This window comes from Stenotrophomonas sp. GSD10 (assembly GCF_056172695.1).
Genome location: NZ_JAOCMC010000002.1, coordinates 3642303 through 3658875, shown reverse-complemented (window position 1 = coordinate 3658875; position 16573 = coordinate 3642303). Strand labels below are relative to the sequence as shown.

Sequence of the window (16573 nt, the reverse complement as noted above, 5' to 3'; positions counted from 1 at the left end):
TGGCGCCTAGCTGCGCCGGCCGCGCCCGTCGATGCTGTAGCGCCCGGCGCCGGTGCACGCCAGCAACAGGAAGCCACCGGCCAGGCCCAGGTTCTTCAGGAACATGATCTGCTGGGTCGCATCGCCCACGTTGTGGTGGAAGACGAACGCGGTGACCAGGCTGAAGCCGGCCAGCACGATGGCGACCAGCCGGGTCTGGAAGCCGAACAGGATGCACAGGCCGCTGCCGATCTCGAAGATGATGGTCGGCCACAGCAGGATGCCAGGCACGCCCATGGTTTCCATGTAGCCCTGGGTGCCGGCCAGATTGCCGAGCTTGCCCAGCCCGGAGACCAGGAACAGTGCCATCAGCAGCAGGCGGGCAAGCAGGTAGGCAAGCGAGTGCGATGAGTGGCTCACGGGAGGTCCTTGCGGATGGCCGACGAACGCGATCGGAGCCCACCGGCGGTGAAGCCTGTGTGTAGGTGGCGCTACGCATTCTGGAACACCGCCAGCTGCGCGGCGAACGCACGCTGGTAGGCGGGGCGCTGCGTTGCACGCGCCACGTACGCGGCCAGCACAGGGTACTCATCGACGATGCCGCTGCTTTTCAGCCGCAGCAGCACCGAGACCATCATCAGGTCGCCTGCGCTGAACCCGCCATCAAGCCAGTGGGCAGCGCCCAGCCCTGCCGACAGCTGCGACAGCCGCGTGCGCACCCGCTCATCAAGCATCGGCAAGCGCTGCGCATACCAGGGCTGCTCACGCTCCAGCACCCAGGCCATCGAGCGCTCGACGATCGGCGGCTCCACGGTGTTCAAGGCGGCGAACAGCCACATGATCGCGCGCAGGCGGGCGTCCGGATCGGCGGGAAGCAGGCCGGGATGCTGCTCGGCCAGGTGCAGGACGATCGCGCCGGACTCGAACAGCACCCGCTCGCCCTCCTGCCAGGTGGGAATCTGGCCGAACGGATTGCGGGCCAGATGGGCGGGCTGCTTCATCTGCGCAAAGCTGAGCAGTTGCACGTGGTAGGCAATGCCCAGTTCCTCCAGCGCCCAGCGCACGCGCATGTCACGGGCCAGGCCCTGGCCGCGGTCGGGGAGGTGGCAAAGGCGGTGAGGGTGGGGGACATCGCTGTGCTCCTGCAGGCGGAAGGGCCCGCTCTTGCTGGTTCGACGAATGAGCGGGCCGAAAATCGACCGTGGTTACCAGCATCGCGCCACCGCTGTGCAGGCGACGGCTACACTGCAGCAATTCCGTCCAGCCGATACGGCCCCATGTGGCAGCGCGCCCGTTCCCTTGCCCGATTGCAGCAACAGCGTGACGCGTTGGAAACCGAGCTGGCCGAGCATGCCCAGCGACTGGCGTCGCAGTGCGAGCCCGATGAGCTGGTCGCGGCACTGATGCCACAGGCGATTCGGCTGGTGGAAGTCAGGTCCCGGATCCTGCGGGCCACGCCTACGCGAGTGCTGATGGAGCGGGCGCACACGCTGGAGCATGAACTGCGCCAATCGGCCGCGCGCGATGAACGCACGCAACGCTTGCTGCGCGATGAGCTTCGCGACCTGCGCCTGTATCTGGACACGCCACGGCGGCGCCCGCTGACACTGCGGGTGCTGCTGATCCTGTTGGCCAGTGTCGCGGCCGCGCTGCTGCTGCCGGACCTGGTCGTGGATCTGTTGTCCGCCGCCTGACAGCGCAGCGCCCAGCCTCTGCACAGGCGATGCACGCCTCGTGCACGTGCAGGCAATTGTTTGCGGTCCAGGCTGGCAGCTCAACGCCACCCCGACGCAGGACCACAACGATGAATACCCCCGGAACACCGAAGCCCAGCTGGCGCCAGAGAAATGTGCTGATGGGAGCACTCGCTGCCGTGCTGGTGATCGTGCTGATCATCCTCTTCGTACCCTGGTGACTACGTGAGGTCGGTTTGATGTGAGCCGCACGCGGCTGTGGCGTGAAGCAGTCAGTGCGGGTTGGGTGAAGTGAGGCAGGCATCAATCGCTGCTCACCCGCGAACCACACCAACGTGTCCACAGTGGTCCCACAGGCAGCGCGGTCAACGCTGCTTTTCTCCCCCGATCCGAAGACAGGAGCAACGCCATGAGCACCCAGTCCACCATCGAACATCGCCTCAACGACCTGATTGAAATTGCCCGCGACGGCAAGTCGTTCTACGAGGAAGCGGCCACCAAGGTGAAGGATGCCGAACTGTCGGCGCTGTTCGTCCGCATCGCCGGCGTCAAGGGCAGGATTGTCGCCGCGCTGAGTGGCTCGGTGGCCGCCAGCGGTGGCAAGCCGGCCGAGCACGGCACCCTGGTCGGTTCGATGCAGCAGTTCTACGGCAAGGTGCGCGCTGCGTTCGGCGACACCAACTACGGCTATGTGGCCGAACTGGAAGAATCCGAGGACCGTCTGCTCGGCGCATTCAAGGATGTGCTGAAGGAGAACGATCTGCCGCCGGCGGTGCGCCAGGAAGTCACCCAGCTGCTGCCGGACGTGCAGGAGTGCCACAACGTGATGCGCGCGCGCAAGCACGCGATGAAGGCGGCCTGATCATCGGGCGCAGGATGTAAAAAAGGGGCGGCCGTAAGGCCGCCCCAACCCGTCAAGGGCAGGTTGTGTCAGAAGCGGATCGACCAGCGTGCATTGGCACCATGGTCGCGGCTTTCACTGCCGAACTGGCCGCTGTAGCCCAGTTCCAGCTGCTGGCGCGGGCTCAACCAGGCCGCCAGGCCGATCTCGGCCACCACCGCGCTGTCGGCAATCGGTGCACCGTTCACCGCAAAGGTGGTCGCGCCGTCAGCGAAGGCCAGGTTGGCGACCTGGCTGCGGTCACCCGAGGCACGGCGATAGCCGACGCCGCCGCGCAGGTGCAGCCAGCTTTCCTGCTGGAACGACGCCTTCAGGCCCTTGTCGAAGCGCACGCCGGCGGTGGCGATGGTGGTGCCGGTGTCATCCACCTCGCCACGTAGTGCCGCCGCACCGCCGCGTTCGTTGATGCGCTTGAGGTCCACTTCAACGCGCGCCACCTGCAGGTATGGCTCCAGCCCGGCTTCCGGCCCGCCAAAGCGGTACCCGGCCTCGATGAAGGCCTGGCGGGTGCGGGCGTCGTAGCGTGCGCTCAGGCTGTCGCTGAAGCCGGCAAAGCCGACCTCACGCGTGCTCTTCACTTCGTGCTGGCTCCATGCCACACCGCCGCGCAGGCCGAAGCCACCCCAGCTGTGGCTGGCGTAGGCACCGAAATGCGTGTTGTCGATCTTCGACTTGGCGCGACGGTCCTGCTGCTTCACGTCGGTGCGGCCGGTACCGGCCAGCACACCCAGCTGCCAGCCGGAGACCTCGCGGTCGATGCCGACCAGCAGGCCGTTGCTGTTGGCTTCGGTACGGGCGGTGTTGAAATCACCGTCCAGCTTGCCGTTGCCACCGATCGCCTGGACCCAGGCACCGGTCGCATCGCCGGTCTCTGCGCCGGGCGCAGCGGCGCCGGCACGGCGTGACAGCGCAGCGTCGCGCACATAGCGGCTGCCCTCGACCAGGGCCAGCGCCGTGGCCGGATGCAGCTCGCCACTGAGGCCGTCAAGCACGCCGCCGACCTGCTGCGGGAACAGCTGGGTGAGCGGCTTGGGCAGGCCCTGGTTGATCGGCAGCAGGTCAGCGGCACCCGCCACGGCGCGCTGGTTGGGGGTGGCAGCGGCGGTGGTCAGCGAGGCGCCGCGGGCAACGTCGATACGCGCACCATTGGTGCCGTAGGCCAGGCTGAACTGCAGGAACGGCGAGAACGCGCTGAAGTCGGTCTTGGCGAACTGGCCGCTGACGCCGCCGTCGGCGCGCAGGAAGTTGAACTGTTCGCCGAGGTAGTACACGCCCGGTTCCGGCAGTGCGACCAGAGTGCCGCCGAGCGTGGCGGTGCCGGTGACGTGCAGCTGGTCGCTGCGGCCACCCGGAGCCAGTTCCGCGGCATACACGCCGGTGGCGCCCTGCACGTAGTTGCCGTTGATGGTGAGTGTGCCGATCGAGTTGCCCGGTGCGATGATGCCGTCCACGCGGGTGGTACCCAGCGTACCGATGCCCTTCAGCAGGCCGTTGGCGCCGACCGTGGTGGTGCCGCCGGTCTGGGTGCCGTTGAACGACACCACGCCGCCGTTGACGGTCAGGTTGCTGTTCTTCAGCAGGCCACTGCTGCTGACCGTGCTGACGCCCCCGCTGGTGTTCAGTGCGGTGGAGACCAGGCTGCCGTTGAGCAGGAACTGGCCACCCTGCACCTCGACCGCTGACGTCAGCGTGTTGGTGCCATTCAATTCCAGCGTGCCGTCGCGCAGCACTGCGCCGTTGAAGCTGTTGTTGCCGCTCAGGCGCAGCCAGCCGATGCCGGACTTGGTCAGCTTGCCGGGGCCGCCGATGTCATTGGTCCAGTTGTCCCAGGCGTCGCCTTCCCAGACCTTCAGGCCACCGGCCTTCTGGTTCATCACCACGTTGGTGTCCACGCGCAGCGAGCCGTAGCCTTCGATGGCCTTCTTCAGATCGACCATGCCCCAGCCGTAGATTGGATCGATGCCTGCTGCACCCAGGTCGCGCGCGGTGGTCAGCAGCACGTCGCGCACCTGGGCGTTGTCCAGATACGGGAAGCGCTCCATCAGCAGGCCGAGCGCGCCGGTGATGTGTGGCGCCGCCATCGACGTGCCCGTCTTGGTGCCATAGACGTACTGGGTGTTCTCGCTGTCGATGATCAGGCGGACGTAGGCCGAAGTGTTCTCGACGCGGCCCTGGATATCACCGGACACGATGGTGCTCAGGATGTCGGTACCGGGTGCCGAGATGCACCAGTTGGCGGCAACGCCGCAGATGCTGGAACTGCCATCGATCACGTAGTCGGTTTCGCCCGCAGCGGCATTGGGCCGGCGGACGTTGGCCACTGCCAGCCAGTACGGTTCCAGTTCGGGCTTCCAGCGCGGCATGGCGGCCGTGATTCCGGCGACGGCGCCACTGCCGTTGCCAGCCGACCACACCTGGATGAGCGTGGAGCCGGGGGTATCGCCATTGCTGGCGTAGATGCTGCCGTACACGCCGTAGTCGGCACCGATGTTGGCGTACTGCTGGTCCAGCGCGGCGGCGGTCATGTTGCGCGTGGAGATGCCCCAGCTGTGGTTGATGGCGCGCACGCCCTGCGCCTGGATCTGCGCATACATGTCCAGCGTTGCGGCGTCGTCCGGATCCGTTCGATAGACCGCACGCGGACGGTAGTAGTTGTCCGGATCCAGGCGCCACTCGTAGTAGGTGTCGCCAAACACGCGGGCGGCGGTAAGGTCTGAACCAAAGGCCACGCCATGCATACCCGTGCCATCGCGGTTGGCACCGATGGTACCCAGCACATGCGTGCCGTGGTCGGCATAGCTGAAGCCGTAGGGCTGGCCGGCGGCGATCAGGCGTGCGGCGAGTGCTGCCGGAACGCCGGCGCCGAGACCGTAGTAGTTGTAGCCGGGCTGTTCGCCACGGGTCTGCCCGCAAGCATCGGCACCGGCGACCACGCCTGGCGTGGCGCAGTCCGCGCCGATGGTGATGCTGGAAGTGTTGCGGCCGGAGAATTCGGGATGGGCCAGTGCCGAACCGGAGTCGAACAGCGCCAGGCGCACGCCCTTGCCGGTCAGGCCGCGTGCGTAGGCGTGGTCGGCTCCCATCGCAGCCAGGCCCCAATCGGCGTTGAATTCGTCGCTGCGCCAGCTGGCCGGGTCACCCGGGTTGCCGAGAATGGCGGGGGAGTGGCCGCAGGGGCAGCGGCCGTCGCTGCGGGTGCTGTGCCCGTGGCGGGCTGCGCCCACGCAGCCTGCAGCTGGCGCTGCTGCTGCCAGGCATCAAGTGATTCGCTGGCCAGGGCGGGCAGCGCGGTAGCCAGCAGCAGCGAACTGGCAACGGCAAGCGCCAGCGGGCGGTGCGACAGGGAGCGGGACGAACGGCCGTACAGCGGGTGATTCATCGGACAACTTCCTTGGTTGACGGACAACAACGCCGTTAACGCCAAGGCGGGGCAACACCCCCAGTAATGTGAAGGCAATTTTATGAACGCGTTAATTTTGCGTGACAGAGGCGTTCACGTGGTCTCCCGACGGCCGCTTTACCGTGGGCCGGCCTGGGCTCACCAGGCTTATCAAGGAGTGATATCGATGCGTACTTTCAGGAAAGTGATCGCAGCGGCGGTGTTCGCGTTGGCCTGTACCGGTTCGGTGGCCGTGGCCGGGCCGGTGGAACCCTGCGACCGGCCGTGCTGGCGGGCCTACCAGGCGTGCCTGTCCACCGGCGGAGATGCCACCGAGTGCGAGCAGGCGTACAACACCTGTGTGATCGATCTGTGCATGGGCGTGTGAGTCGCGCCGGTTGAAGCGGCATGATGTGGGGCCCCGTCAGCGACGGGGCTCTTCTGTTTCCGCCGAAGGAGTCTCATGGCTGTCAAACGTGTCGTCGCCAACATCGCCACCCCGGACCCGTCACGTGCGGCGGCCTTCTACACCGGTTTGCTGGGCATGCCGGTGGTGATGGACCACGGATGGATCGTCACCCACGGCGGCCAGGGCAACGCGCTGGCCCAGATCAGTTTCGCCAGTGAAGGCGGCGGCGGTGCACCGGTGCCGGACCTGTCGATCGAGGTGGACGATCTGCAGCAGGTGCTCGATCGCATGCACGCGGCCGGCATCGCACTGGAATACGGGCCGGCCGACGAGCCGTGGGGCGTGCGTCGCTTCTTCGTCCGCGATCCCTTCGGGCGCCTGCTCAATATCCTGGCTCACCGCTGAGCGAGCCAGGCTGCCCGGCCGTAGCGTGCTCAGCCCTGCTGCTGTGGCGGGCGTTCGGCCAGCGGCTCATCGGCCGGCTGTTGCTGTTGCTGCCGCATGCCTGCGTGGCGGGCGTGACCTCCTTCGCGGCCGATGGCGGCCATGTGCTGGCGGTCGCGGCTGATGGCCTGGCCGCCCTTGCGGCCGGCAAGGCGCGCTTCGGCCGGGCTGAATTCGTGCGCGTTGCCGGAGGCATGCGCCGCACGGCCGCCCTTGGCGGCGATCGCGCGCTGCTTGTCCTGGTCCATCGAAGCGAAGCCACGTTGGGAAGTGCCGCGCTGCGGGTCGGCCATGGGAACTCTCCAGAGCAGGGAGGAAAGCAGCATCCTTGCCGATACCCGGCTAAGGCCATGTCCGCGCGGGCGGCGCAGCCTTCACGCCACGCCGCAGTTGCGTTCACGCGCCGCTACGGTAGCGAACACAGCGTTGGCGCCGGTGCTATCGCAGATGACCGATGGCTTGCCTAGAATCGCAGCATCCCGGTAGTTCCCGGGAGCCTCGAGTGAATGGACTCAATGAAGATTCTGTTGACCGGCAGTTCCGGGCGGATCGGACGCGCGATCTTCGGTGCGCTGGCGGCGACCCATGAAGTGGTGGGGTTGGATCGCAGCCCATTCGCCACCACCCGCATCATTGCCGATGTCACCGACCGCCAGGCTGTGGCCCGCGCGGTGCAGGGTGTCGACGCGGTGATCCACACCGCCGCCCTGCACGCACCGCACGTGGGCCTGGTGCCCGATGCGGTGTTCCAGCAGATCAATGTGGACGCCACGGCCCACCTGCTGCAGGCGGCACGCGAGGCGGGCGCGCGGCGCTTCGTGCTGACCAGTACCACGGCGCTGTACGGCCATGCGGTGGTCGCCGGCGGCTGCCGTTGGATCGACGAAGACACCGAGCCGTTGCCGCGCACGATCTACCACCGTACCAAGCTGCAGGCCGAGGCCCTGGCCGAGGCTGCGGTGGCGCCCGGGTTCAGCGTGCGCGTACTGCGCATGGGCCGCTGCTTCCCCGAGCCTCCCGAACGCATGGCGATGTTCCGCCTGCATCGTGGCCTGGACGCGCGTGATGTGGCCAGCGCGCATGCCACGCTGCTGCTGGATGCGGGCGAGGGGTTCGCGCGTTACGTCGCCTGTGCGCCCACTCCGTTCCGGCGCGAGGATTGCCTGGACCTGGCCGCGCGCCCGCGCAGTGTGCTGGCCCGCCGCGCCCCGAAGTTGCTCGCCGAATTCGAGCACCGTGGTTGGCCATTGCCGCTCAGCATCGACCGCGTCTATGACAGTGCGCGGCTGCGCAGCGAGCTCGGCTGGCAGCCGCGTTTCGGCCCGGATGACGTGCTGCAGCAGTATGCGGCCGGCAGCATCGAGGTCCTGCCGCGCGCGCAATGGATCAAGGACCGCGTGGCCGAGTAGGTGCAGGTGGCTGTGCGGGCGGCGCTTCATGACCCGTCCCTGAGCGGATTCAGCAATGTGTAGGCGGGGCGACTCAACCTCGTGGGTAGGCGGCCGCTAACCCGGTGCGCTTCCAGTGCCTGGCCAGACCCGGCCGCTGGGGGCCCGCGCGACGGATCGCGCGCCTGCGCGGCGCCTCGCGGTGCCGGTCGTCCTGAACTGCCTTGCGGACCCATCCATGCCTTCTTCCCGCTCCGCCACTGCCCGCCGCCCGGGCAGCATCGCCCACAAGCTGATGCTGGGCACTGCCCTGATCGCGCTGCTGTGCTTCGGCCTGACGGCCTTCCTGATCTACCGCCAGGCCAGTGCCAGCCTGATCGACGCCTCGCGCCAGACCATGACCAGTGAGGCCAATGCGGAGGCCCGCCAGGTCGCCGCCGACCTGGGCACCGCCTTCGCCAGCAACGATGCGATGGTCGAAGCCGTGCTGGCCCAGCGCGCACGCGGCGACGTTCCCGACCGCGCCAGCCTGGCCGCGGTCCTCGGCGAGCAGCTGCGCACCCATCCGGAATGGCTGGGCAAGAGCACCATGTGGGAAGCCGAAGCGTTCGATGGCAAGGATGCCGAGTTCGCCAACACCGAGATGCACGACGCCACCGGCCGCTACATGAGCTACTGGGCCTGGCACGAGGGCAAGCCGCAGCAGTCGACCATGACCGACTACACCGAGGCCGCTGACGGTTCGGCCGACTGGTACGTGGTGCCCAGCCGCGACAAGCTGCCCAAGGTCAGCGAACCCTACGCCTACGACATCGCCGGCCAGCAGGTGCTGATGAGCACGCTGAGCTCGCCGATCGTGGAGAACGGCACCTTCCTGGGCGTGTTCACCGTCGACTTCTCGCTGGCGGCCTTGCAGAAGCACCTGGCCACGCTGAAGCCAATGGGCGCCGGCCATGTCGAACTGCTGTCACCCAAGGGCGTGGTGCTGGCCTCGGCCAATGCCGCCGAGATCGGCAAGCCGCGTACTGATGCCTTGACCCGCGGCATGCTGGCTGATATCGCGGCCGACCGCCGCTTCGAGGCATTCACTCCGGATGCCGAGGGCAACGTGCGTGTGTACGTGCCGCTGCGTGTGGGCGATGCGCCGCAGCGCTTTGCGTTGGGCGTGGTGATGCCGCATGCGGTGATCGTGGCCGAGGCGCGCCAGCTGCTGTGGCTGACCCTGCTGGTGGGCGTGGTGGCGGCGCTGACGCTCAGCGTCGGCGTGTATGTGCTGCTGCGCCGGCTGGCGATCCGACCGTTGGCCGAGGCCGTGCGCGTGGCCGGTGATGTGGCCGCCGGCAAGCTGGACAGCACGCTGCCGGCGCGCAGCAACGATGAAGTGGGCCGCCTGCTGGACGCGATGCAGGGCATGCGCGGCCAGTTGCAGGCGGTGATGGCCGCACAGGCGGAAATGGCGCGGCGCCACGAGGCCGGTGAACTGAGCTATCGCATGGACGCGACCGCCTTCCCGGGCGAGTACGGCCGCATGGTCGCCGACAGCAACCAGCTGGTGGCCGCCAGCAATGCCGTCACCCAGCGCCTGGTGGAGGTGATGCAGCGCTATGCGGTGGGCGACCTGAGTGTGGACATGGAAGCGCTGCCGGGCGAGAAGGCGGTGTTCACCGCTGCGATGGCCACCACCAAGCACAACCTGGCCGCGATCAACGAGCAGATCCAGCAGCTGGCGGCGGCCGCTGCTGCCGGCGATTTCGCCGTGCGTGGCGATGTGTCGCGCTTCGATCATGATTTCCGCCGCATGGTGGACACCCTCAACACCATGATGCAGGTCAGCGACCACAACCTGGCCGAACTGTCGACGCTGCTGCGGGCCATTGCCGCCGGCGACCTCAGTGCGCGCATGCACGGTGACTTCCACGGCGTGTTCGCGGTGATGCGCGATGATGCCAACAGCACCGTGCAGCAGCTGACCGGCATCGTCGGGCAGATCCAACAGTCGGCCGCGAGCATCCGCTTGGCCGCGGGCGAGATCGCCGCCGGCAACAGCGACCTGTCACGCCGCACCGAGCAGCAGGCAGCCAACCTGGAAGAGACTGCGGCCTCGATGGAGGAACTGACCTCCACCGTGCGCCAGAACGCCGACCACGCACTGCAGGCCAATACCCTGGCCGGCTCGGCAGCGGGTGTTGCCAGCGAAGGCGGGCAGGTGGTCAGCCAGGTGGTGCAGACGATGGAGCAGATCGAAGCCTCGTCGCAGCGCATCGCCGAGATCATCTCGGTGATCGATGGCATTGCGTTCCAGACCAACATCCTGGCGCTCAATGCCGCCGTCGAAGCAGCACGTGCCGGTGAACAGGGGCGCGGCTTTGCGGTGGTGGCCAGTGAAGTGCGCGCGCTGGCGCAGCGCTCGGCCGGCGCCGCCAAGGAGATCAAGGAACTGATCGATGCCTCGGTGGCCCAGGTGGGCGCTGGCGCGCAGCTGGTGCACGGTGCAGGCCGCACCATGCAGGAGATCGTCGGCCAGGTCGGCCGGGTCAACGAGATCATGGCCGAGATCTCGGCGGCCTCGCGCGAGCAGTCGGCGGGCATCGAGCAGGTCAACCAGACCGTGGTGCAGATGGACGAGACCACCCAGCAGAACGCCGCGCTGGTGGAGGAAGCCAGCGCCGCGGCACGCGCGATGGAAGAACAGGCCGAGCAGCTGGCGGTGGCGGTGTCGCGCTTCCGCCTGCAGGCCGAACCGCTGCCCGCATCGCGCCGCGCCGCCTGAACGGCGCCGTGGGCTGAAGCGGTTCAGCTTCGGCAGACGGCCGGCAGGGGCGGGAATGAGGCGTCGGGACACCCCGGCGCCACGGTCGGTGGCCGCACCGTCACCCACCCGCCTTGTTTTTAGGATAGGGTGCGCAGTTCCGCTGCCGTTCCAGCTGAACCCGGATGGCAGCGGGATGTCCATGGAGGTTGCATGACCACACCTGCTACACCGGAAAACGCACCGGGACCGGTGCTCCTGCCGACACCTGAAGTGGTGCAGGCACAACAACTGCTCGCACGCCAGCAACTGGCGGTGGCCATGGACCGTGCGCGCACGGCGGCCACGCAGAACGCGGCACCGGCCGCGCTGGAAAGCGAGTAACGCGCAACGGCAACGATCGCGCTGGCACATGGCCAGCGCGATCCCGACGCGCAGCGATCAGAAGCGTGCGGTCATGCTGAAGAAGTAGCTGCGCCCCGCGACGAAGTAGTCGGTGGAGCCTTCGGCATACAGTTTCTTGTCGGCGAGGTTGCTGACGCCACCGCGCAGGGTCAGTACCTCGTTGACGTTCCATGCCGCGGTCAGGTCATACAGGGTGTAGGCCTTGAGGAAGGTGGTGGCCACGCCGGTCTGCTTGCCGGTGTACTGCGCCGACAGGCTGCTGGAGAACACCGTGCTGGGCGTCCAGTCCAGCGACGAGTAGCCCGAGAATTCCGGGGTGTCGATCAGGTTGCGGCCGGTGGTCAGGTTCTTGGCTTCCTTCATCCAGGTCGCCGAGGTGCGCCAGCGCCAGTGCTCGCCGAAGCGCACGTTGAGGTTGCCTTCCATGCCGCTGGTGCGCGCGCGCTGGACGTTGCTCATGCGCGTCCACCAGATGCCGTTGAACCGGCCCAGCGGCGCGTACTCGATCTTGTTCCTGAAATCGGTATGGAAGTAGGTCAGGCCGGCATCGACACGTTCATTGTCGAAGCTGACGCCGATCTCGCGGTTGGTGCTGGTCTCCGGGTCCAGATCCGGGTTGCCGGCCATGTAGCAGCCGCCGCGGGTGTAGCCCAGCGGGATCAGCGAGGTACAGCCACGACCGCCGGACTGGGTGGCGGCATTGGGAGAATTCTCGGTCAGGCTTGGCGCGCGGAAGCCTTTGGAGACGCCGCCGCGGATCGTCCATTGCTCGGCCGGGTGCCAGACCAGGTAGGCACGCGGACTGATGTGGCCGCCGAATTTCTCGTGGTGGTCCAGGCGTGCGCCCAGGGTCAGTGCCAGGGTGCGGTGCACCTTCAGTTCGTCCTCGACGAACAGGGCCCAGGTATCCACTTCCAGGCTGGAGCCATTGACCGGGTTGCCGGCGTAGTCGATCGGCGCGCGGCCGATGGTATCGGTGTTGGTCAGTTCCTGGCGCTTCCACTGGCCACCGACGGCGAACTGGTGCTCCACGCCCAGCGTGAACGGCGTGGTCAGGCTGCCTTCGATGATGGTGTCGGTGGCCTCGGAGCGGCCGGTCGCGCCGATGTCATTCTTGTACTCGGTCCAGTACGCACTGATCCTGGAGGTACCGAAGCTCCACGTGCCATCGTGGTTGAGTGCCAGCGAGCTGCGCTTGAGTTCACTGGCCCCCAGGCGCCTTCGTCCTGCTGCTCCAGTGCGGTGTCGATGAAGGCCTGCTGCACGCCATGGCCCGCTTCAAGCGATACGTCCTGCGCGTCGCTCAGTTTCCATTGCAGCAGCGCATCGACGTTGCGGTCCTTCTCGCCGGCATAGGCATTGCCGTAGACACCACCGTTGGACCGGTCGGAATCGCGGCGCATGCTGTTGGCGCCGATGCGCAGCCCGACCCGCTCGCTGAGCGGGCCGGAGAACGTCGCGCCGATCTGCTGGGTGTCGCCGCGCGTGTCATCGCCGAGGCGGGTATAGCTGTGGGTGGCACTGCCGCGCCACTCATCGCCGATGCGCTTGGTGATGATGTTGATCACCCCGCCCATGGCGTCGGAGCCGTACAGCGAGGACATCGGCCCGCGCACCACTTCGATGCGCTCGATCTGGTCGGGCGAAATCCAGTTCAGATCCTGGCGGCCCAGGTCCGGCCGGTAGTTGGTCGAGGCCGAGCTGCCCATGCGCTTGCCGTCCACCAGCACCAGCGTGTAGTTGGACGGCATGCCGCGCAGCTTGATCTTGGACTGTTCGCCGGCCGCACTCAGGCCGCCGGTGACGCCGGGCACGCGGCTGAGCAGGGTGGCCAGGTCGTGCACCGGCTGCCGCTCGATGTCCTCGCGGCTGATCACGCTGATGCTGGCCGGCGCATCCTTGATCCATTGCTGGTTGCCCGAGGCGGTGACCACCACGGTGTCCAGATCCTTGGTGGAGGCATCGGCGCTGGCCTCGGCGGCGGCCAGGCCGGGCAGGGTCAGCAGGCAGGCGGTGGCCAGGGCGCGGGCCAGGCGGGTGCGCGGCAGGCGCGCGGAGCGGGGGGACGGCAGGGACATGACGGCTTCCATGGGAGGTGGGGGACCCGGTGGAAGCAGCAGGCGCAGGCAATCGGCAGCCAGCCCCTTCCATGGGTCATCTGGGATGCGCGGTTCGGGCCGGCGCAGCTGGGTGGGTCTGGGCCGTGAGGAAGACGGCGACCTGCCTGGTTAATGAAATGATAACCGTTCGCGTTTGATACGATCCAGTACCCAGCGCGACATCGTGACATCCGGCGCGCACCGCGCCCGCTCGCCTGCTATTGGCTGAATGGGGAGAAATCCCGGCGTAGACCTTCGCACCCGGCTTACATCCGGCGCCCTAGACTGGGCCGCATTTTCGATTCCGCCCCGTTGGAGATCGTGTGGGTTCCGGTAGTGACAGACATCGACTGTGCGGCCTTGTGCCGACGCAGCCAGGACAAGTGCGGGCGCCGGGAAGGCGCGCCGGGAACCTTCGTGCATGCAGCCTGGCCGGGACGGCCGGCCATGCCGACCGTGCGGAGTAAGCGGTGATGGGGGTCACACCATCCACGCGGAAGCGGAAGCGCCCCGGCTCGACGCCGGCTGGGCGCTGCTGCCCGACGAGTCGCCGCTGCCGATGCCCGAGCAGACCCTGCGCGAAGGTGAGCTGAAGGTCCGCCGGCACCGTACGTCGCCGCGCCTGATCGGCCTGCGCCGGTTCTACATTTTCGGCGGCACCCTGGCCATGACCGCCGTTGCCACGCGCATGATGTGGCGGGTGCTGTCGGCCAATGGCATCAGCGTGCTCGAAGCCTGCCTGCTGGTGCTGTTCGTGGGCCTGTTCGCCTGGATCGCGCTGTCCTTCGCCAGCGCCCTGGCCGGCTTCCTGACCGCAGTGTTCGACCGCGGCTACCGCCTGGGCATCGATCCGGACAAACCGCTGCCGACCGTACACAGCCGCACCGCGCTGCTGATGCCGACCTACAACGAAGATCCGCGCCGGCTGCTGGCGGGCCTGCAGGCGATCTACGAATCGGTGGCGGCCACCGGCCAGCTCGAACGCTTCGACTTCTTCGTGCTCAGCGACACCCGGCGCGAGGACATCGCGCGCGCCGAGGAGCAGGTGTTCGCCGAACTGCGTGAGCGGGTGCCGGAGGGCATGACGCGGCTGTTCTATCGCCGCCGTGGCGACAACAGCGGGCGCAAGGCCGGCAACATCGCCGACTGGGTGCGCCGCTTCGGTGGCGCCTACCCGCAGATGCTGATCCTTGACGCCGACAGCCTGATGACCGGCGACAGCATCGTGCGCCTGGTGGCCGGCATGGAACACAACGCCGATGTCGGCCTGATCCAGACTCTGCCGTCGGTGATCGGCGGGCGCACCCTGTTCGCGCGCATGCAGCAGTTCGGCGGCCGCGTGTACGGCCCGGTGATCGCCCGTGGCGTGGCCTGGTGGCATGGCGCCGAGAGCAATTACTGGGGCCACAACGCCATCATCCGCACCCGTGCCTTCGCCGACCATGCCGGCCTGCCGGCGCTGCCGGGGCGCAAGCCGTTCGGTGGCCACGTGCTCAGCCATGACTTCGTTGAAGCGGCGCTGATGCGTCGCGGCGGCTGGGCCGCGCACATGGTGCCCTACCTGGGTGGCAGCTACGAAGAAGGCCCGCCGACGCTGACCGACCTGCTGGTGCGCGACCGTCGCTGGTGCCAGGGCAACCTGCAGCACGGCAAGGTGGTGGGCAGCCGCGGCCTGCACTGGATCAGCCGCACGCACATGCTGATCGGCATCGGCCACTATTTCACCGCACCGATGTGGGCGATGCTGATGCTGATCGGCATCGCCATCCCGCTGTTCCAGGAGGGCATCGATTTCAATGCCCTGCTGCACCTGTCGCCCAGCGTGTACTGGCGTGCCCAGGACGAGCAGCAGGTGGTGCGCCTGTTTGCTGCCACCATGGCGGTACTGCTGCTGCCCAAGGTGCTGGGCTACCTGGCGATGCTGCTCGATCCGGTCGACCGTCGCGGCTGTGGTGGCGCGACCCGTGCCTTCGTGTCGATGCTGGTGGAAACGGTGCTGGCCGCACTGATGGCGCCGGTGGTGATGTACGTGCAGTCGCGCGGCGTGGCCGAAGTGCTGTCCGGCCGCGATTCGGGCTGGGACGCGCAGCAGCGGGACGATGGCGGTATTTCGTGGATGGCGCTGATCCGCGGCTATGGCGGGCTGGGCGTGTTCGGCGCCTTCATGGGAGTGCTGGCCTGGGCGGTGTCGCCGTCGCTGGCGGCCTGGATGGCGCCGGTGGTGATCGGCATGGTGCTGGCCATTCCAGTGGTGGCGCTGACCTCCTCGCGCGGTCCGGGCGCCTTCCTGCATCGCCTGGGCCTGCTCGACATTCCCGAGGAGAACATCCCGCCGCCGGTGCTGGTGCGGGCCGCGCAGCTGCGCCGGGAAGCCGCCGAGCAGCCGCCCCTGTACTGATCGCCCCGCGCCAGCGGCATAATGCGGCTCGAACTTGAAGGAGCCGCATCATGCTGCAAACGGTGGAACAGGAAACCGGCGCCTCGCCGCAGTGGTCGGTGATCTGGCTGCACGGGCTCGGCGCCGACGGCCACGATTTCGCGCCGATCGTGCCGGAACTGGTGCGCCCGCACTGGCCGGCGCTGCGCTTCGTGTTTCCACACGCACCGGTGCGGCCGATCACCATCAACAACGGCGTGCCGATGCGTGGCTGGTATGACATCGTCGGCATGGATTTCCGCTCGCGCGCCGACATGGCCGGCGTGCGTGAATCGGTGGCGCAGCTCGATGCGCTGATCGCACGCGAGATCGAGCGCGGCATCGCCGCGGAAAAGATCTTCCTGGCCGGCTTCTCGCAGGGCGGCGCGATCATCCTTACCGCCGCGCTGTCGCGCACCGCGCCGTTGGCCGGGCTGATCGCACTGTCGACCTACCTTCCCGATGCCGATGCTGCCACCCGGGCGGAGGGCGCGGTGCAGGTGCCGGTATTCATGGCCCATGGCAGCAGCGACCCGGTGATTCCGCAGCCGGTGGCCGCGCACAGCGCACAGACGCTGCGCACACTGGGGCTGGAGGTGGAATGGCACAGCTACCCGATGGCCCACCAGGTCTGCGCCGAAGAAGTCCAGGCGCTGGGTGACTGGCTGCAGGACCGGCTGGGCGCTGCCTGAGCCATGTCGCCGGCCAGC

12 protein-coding genes and 2 pseudogenes are annotated in these 16573 nt (G+C 67.8%); 9 read left to right on the top strand and 5 right to left on the bottom strand.

Annotation, left to right across the window (positions count from 1 at the left end; all coding sequences use genetic code 11):
• Positions 1 to 6 precede the first annotated feature (6 nt).
• Together N4G47_RS17070 and N4G47_RS17065 are read right to left on the bottom strand one after the other, a co-directional pair.
• A complete protein-coding gene (locus N4G47_RS17070; protein WP_475288981.1) occupies positions 7 to 399 on the bottom strand; it encodes a DoxX family protein in 393 nt (130 codons plus the stop codon).
• A 71-nt stretch (positions 400 to 470) separates the two neighbouring features.
• Positions 471 to 1111: pseudogene (locus tag N4G47_RS17065) on the bottom strand (glutathione S-transferase family protein).
• A gap of 145 nt (positions 1112 to 1256) precedes the next feature.
• Between N4G47_RS17065 and N4G47_RS17060 the strand changes: the two are divergent.
• Both N4G47_RS17060 and N4G47_RS17055 read left to right on the top strand, forming a co-directional pair.
• Complete coding sequence (locus tag N4G47_RS17060; RefSeq protein ID WP_475288979.1) at positions 1257 to 1673, top strand: hypothetical protein; 417 nt, start codon at positions 1257 to 1259, stop codon at positions 1671 to 1673.
• A 409-nt stretch (positions 1674 to 2082) separates the two neighbouring features.
• Positions 2083 to 2535, top strand: a complete 453-nt coding sequence (locus tag N4G47_RS17055) for a PA2169 family four-helix-bundle protein (RefSeq protein ID WP_107231909.1) — start codon at positions 2083 to 2085, stop codon at positions 2533 to 2535.
• Positions 2536 to 2603: 68 nt separating this feature from the next.
• Here the strand turns inward: N4G47_RS17055 and N4G47_RS17050 are convergent, their stop codons facing one another.
• Positions 2604 to 5798, bottom strand: coding sequence for an autotransporter domain-containing protein (locus N4G47_RS17050; RefSeq protein ID WP_475288976.1), 3195 nt, complete (start codon positions 5796 to 5798; stop codon positions 2604 to 2606).
• Between the two features lie 342 nt (positions 5799 to 6140).
• Between N4G47_RS17050 and N4G47_RS17045 the strand changes: the two genes are divergently transcribed.
• Both N4G47_RS17045 and N4G47_RS17040 read left to right on the top strand, forming a co-directional pair.
• Entirely contained in the window at positions 6141 to 6341 is a 201-nt protein-coding gene (locus N4G47_RS17045) for a hypothetical protein (protein ID WP_249842762.1), read from the top strand.
• Between the two features lie 75 nt (positions 6342 to 6416).
• Positions 6417 to 6767, top strand: coding sequence for a VOC family protein (locus tag N4G47_RS17040; RefSeq protein WP_107231912.1), 351 nt, complete (start codon positions 6417 to 6419; stop codon positions 6765 to 6767).
• A gap of 29 nt (positions 6768 to 6796) precedes the next feature.
• On the opposite strand, the gene N4G47_RS17035 is transcribed toward N4G47_RS17040, so the two are convergent.
• Positions 6797 to 7099, bottom strand: coding sequence for a KGG domain-containing protein (locus tag N4G47_RS17035; protein WP_475288973.1), 303 nt, complete (start codon positions 7097 to 7099; stop codon positions 6797 to 6799).
• Positions 7100 to 7321: 222 nt separating this feature from the next.
• On the opposite strand from N4G47_RS17035, the gene N4G47_RS17030 reads away from it, so the two are divergent.
• The 3 genes from N4G47_RS17030 (at position 7322) to N4G47_RS17020 (ending at position 11327) form a co-directional block, all read left to right on the top strand.
• A complete protein-coding gene (locus N4G47_RS17030; RefSeq protein ID WP_249842765.1) occupies positions 7322 to 8215 on the top strand; it encodes an NAD-dependent epimerase/dehydratase family protein in 894 nt (297 codons plus the stop codon).
• Positions 8216 to 8432: 217 nt separating this feature from the next.
• Positions 8433 to 10964, top strand: coding sequence for a methyl-accepting chemotaxis protein (locus N4G47_RS17025; protein ID WP_475288970.1), 2532 nt, complete (start codon positions 8433 to 8435; stop codon positions 10962 to 10964).
• A 192-nt stretch (positions 10965 to 11156) separates the two neighbouring features.
• A complete protein-coding gene (locus N4G47_RS17020) occupies positions 11157 to 11327 on the top strand; it encodes a hypothetical protein (protein ID WP_169050326.1) in 171 nt (56 codons plus the stop codon).
• Positions 11328 to 11384: 57 nt separating this feature from the next.
• Here the strand turns inward: N4G47_RS17020 and N4G47_RS17015 are convergent.
• A pseudogene (locus N4G47_RS17015) lies at positions 11385 to 13426 on the bottom strand (TonB-dependent receptor domain-containing protein).
• 442 nt (positions 13427 to 13868) lie between these two features.
• Between N4G47_RS17015 and mdoH the strand changes: the two are divergent.
• Positions 13869 to 15845: a glucans biosynthesis glucosyltransferase MdoH gene (gene mdoH, locus N4G47_RS17010; RefSeq protein ID WP_475288968.1), complete on the top strand. Its 1977-nt coding sequence runs from the start codon at positions 13869 to 13871 to the stop codon at positions 15843 to 15845.
• Positions 15846 to 15895: 50 nt separating this feature from the next.
• A complete protein-coding gene (locus N4G47_RS17005) occupies positions 15896 to 16555 on the top strand; it encodes an alpha/beta hydrolase (protein ID WP_475288967.1) in 660 nt (219 codons plus the stop codon).
• Positions 16556 to 16573 lie beyond the last annotated feature (18 nt).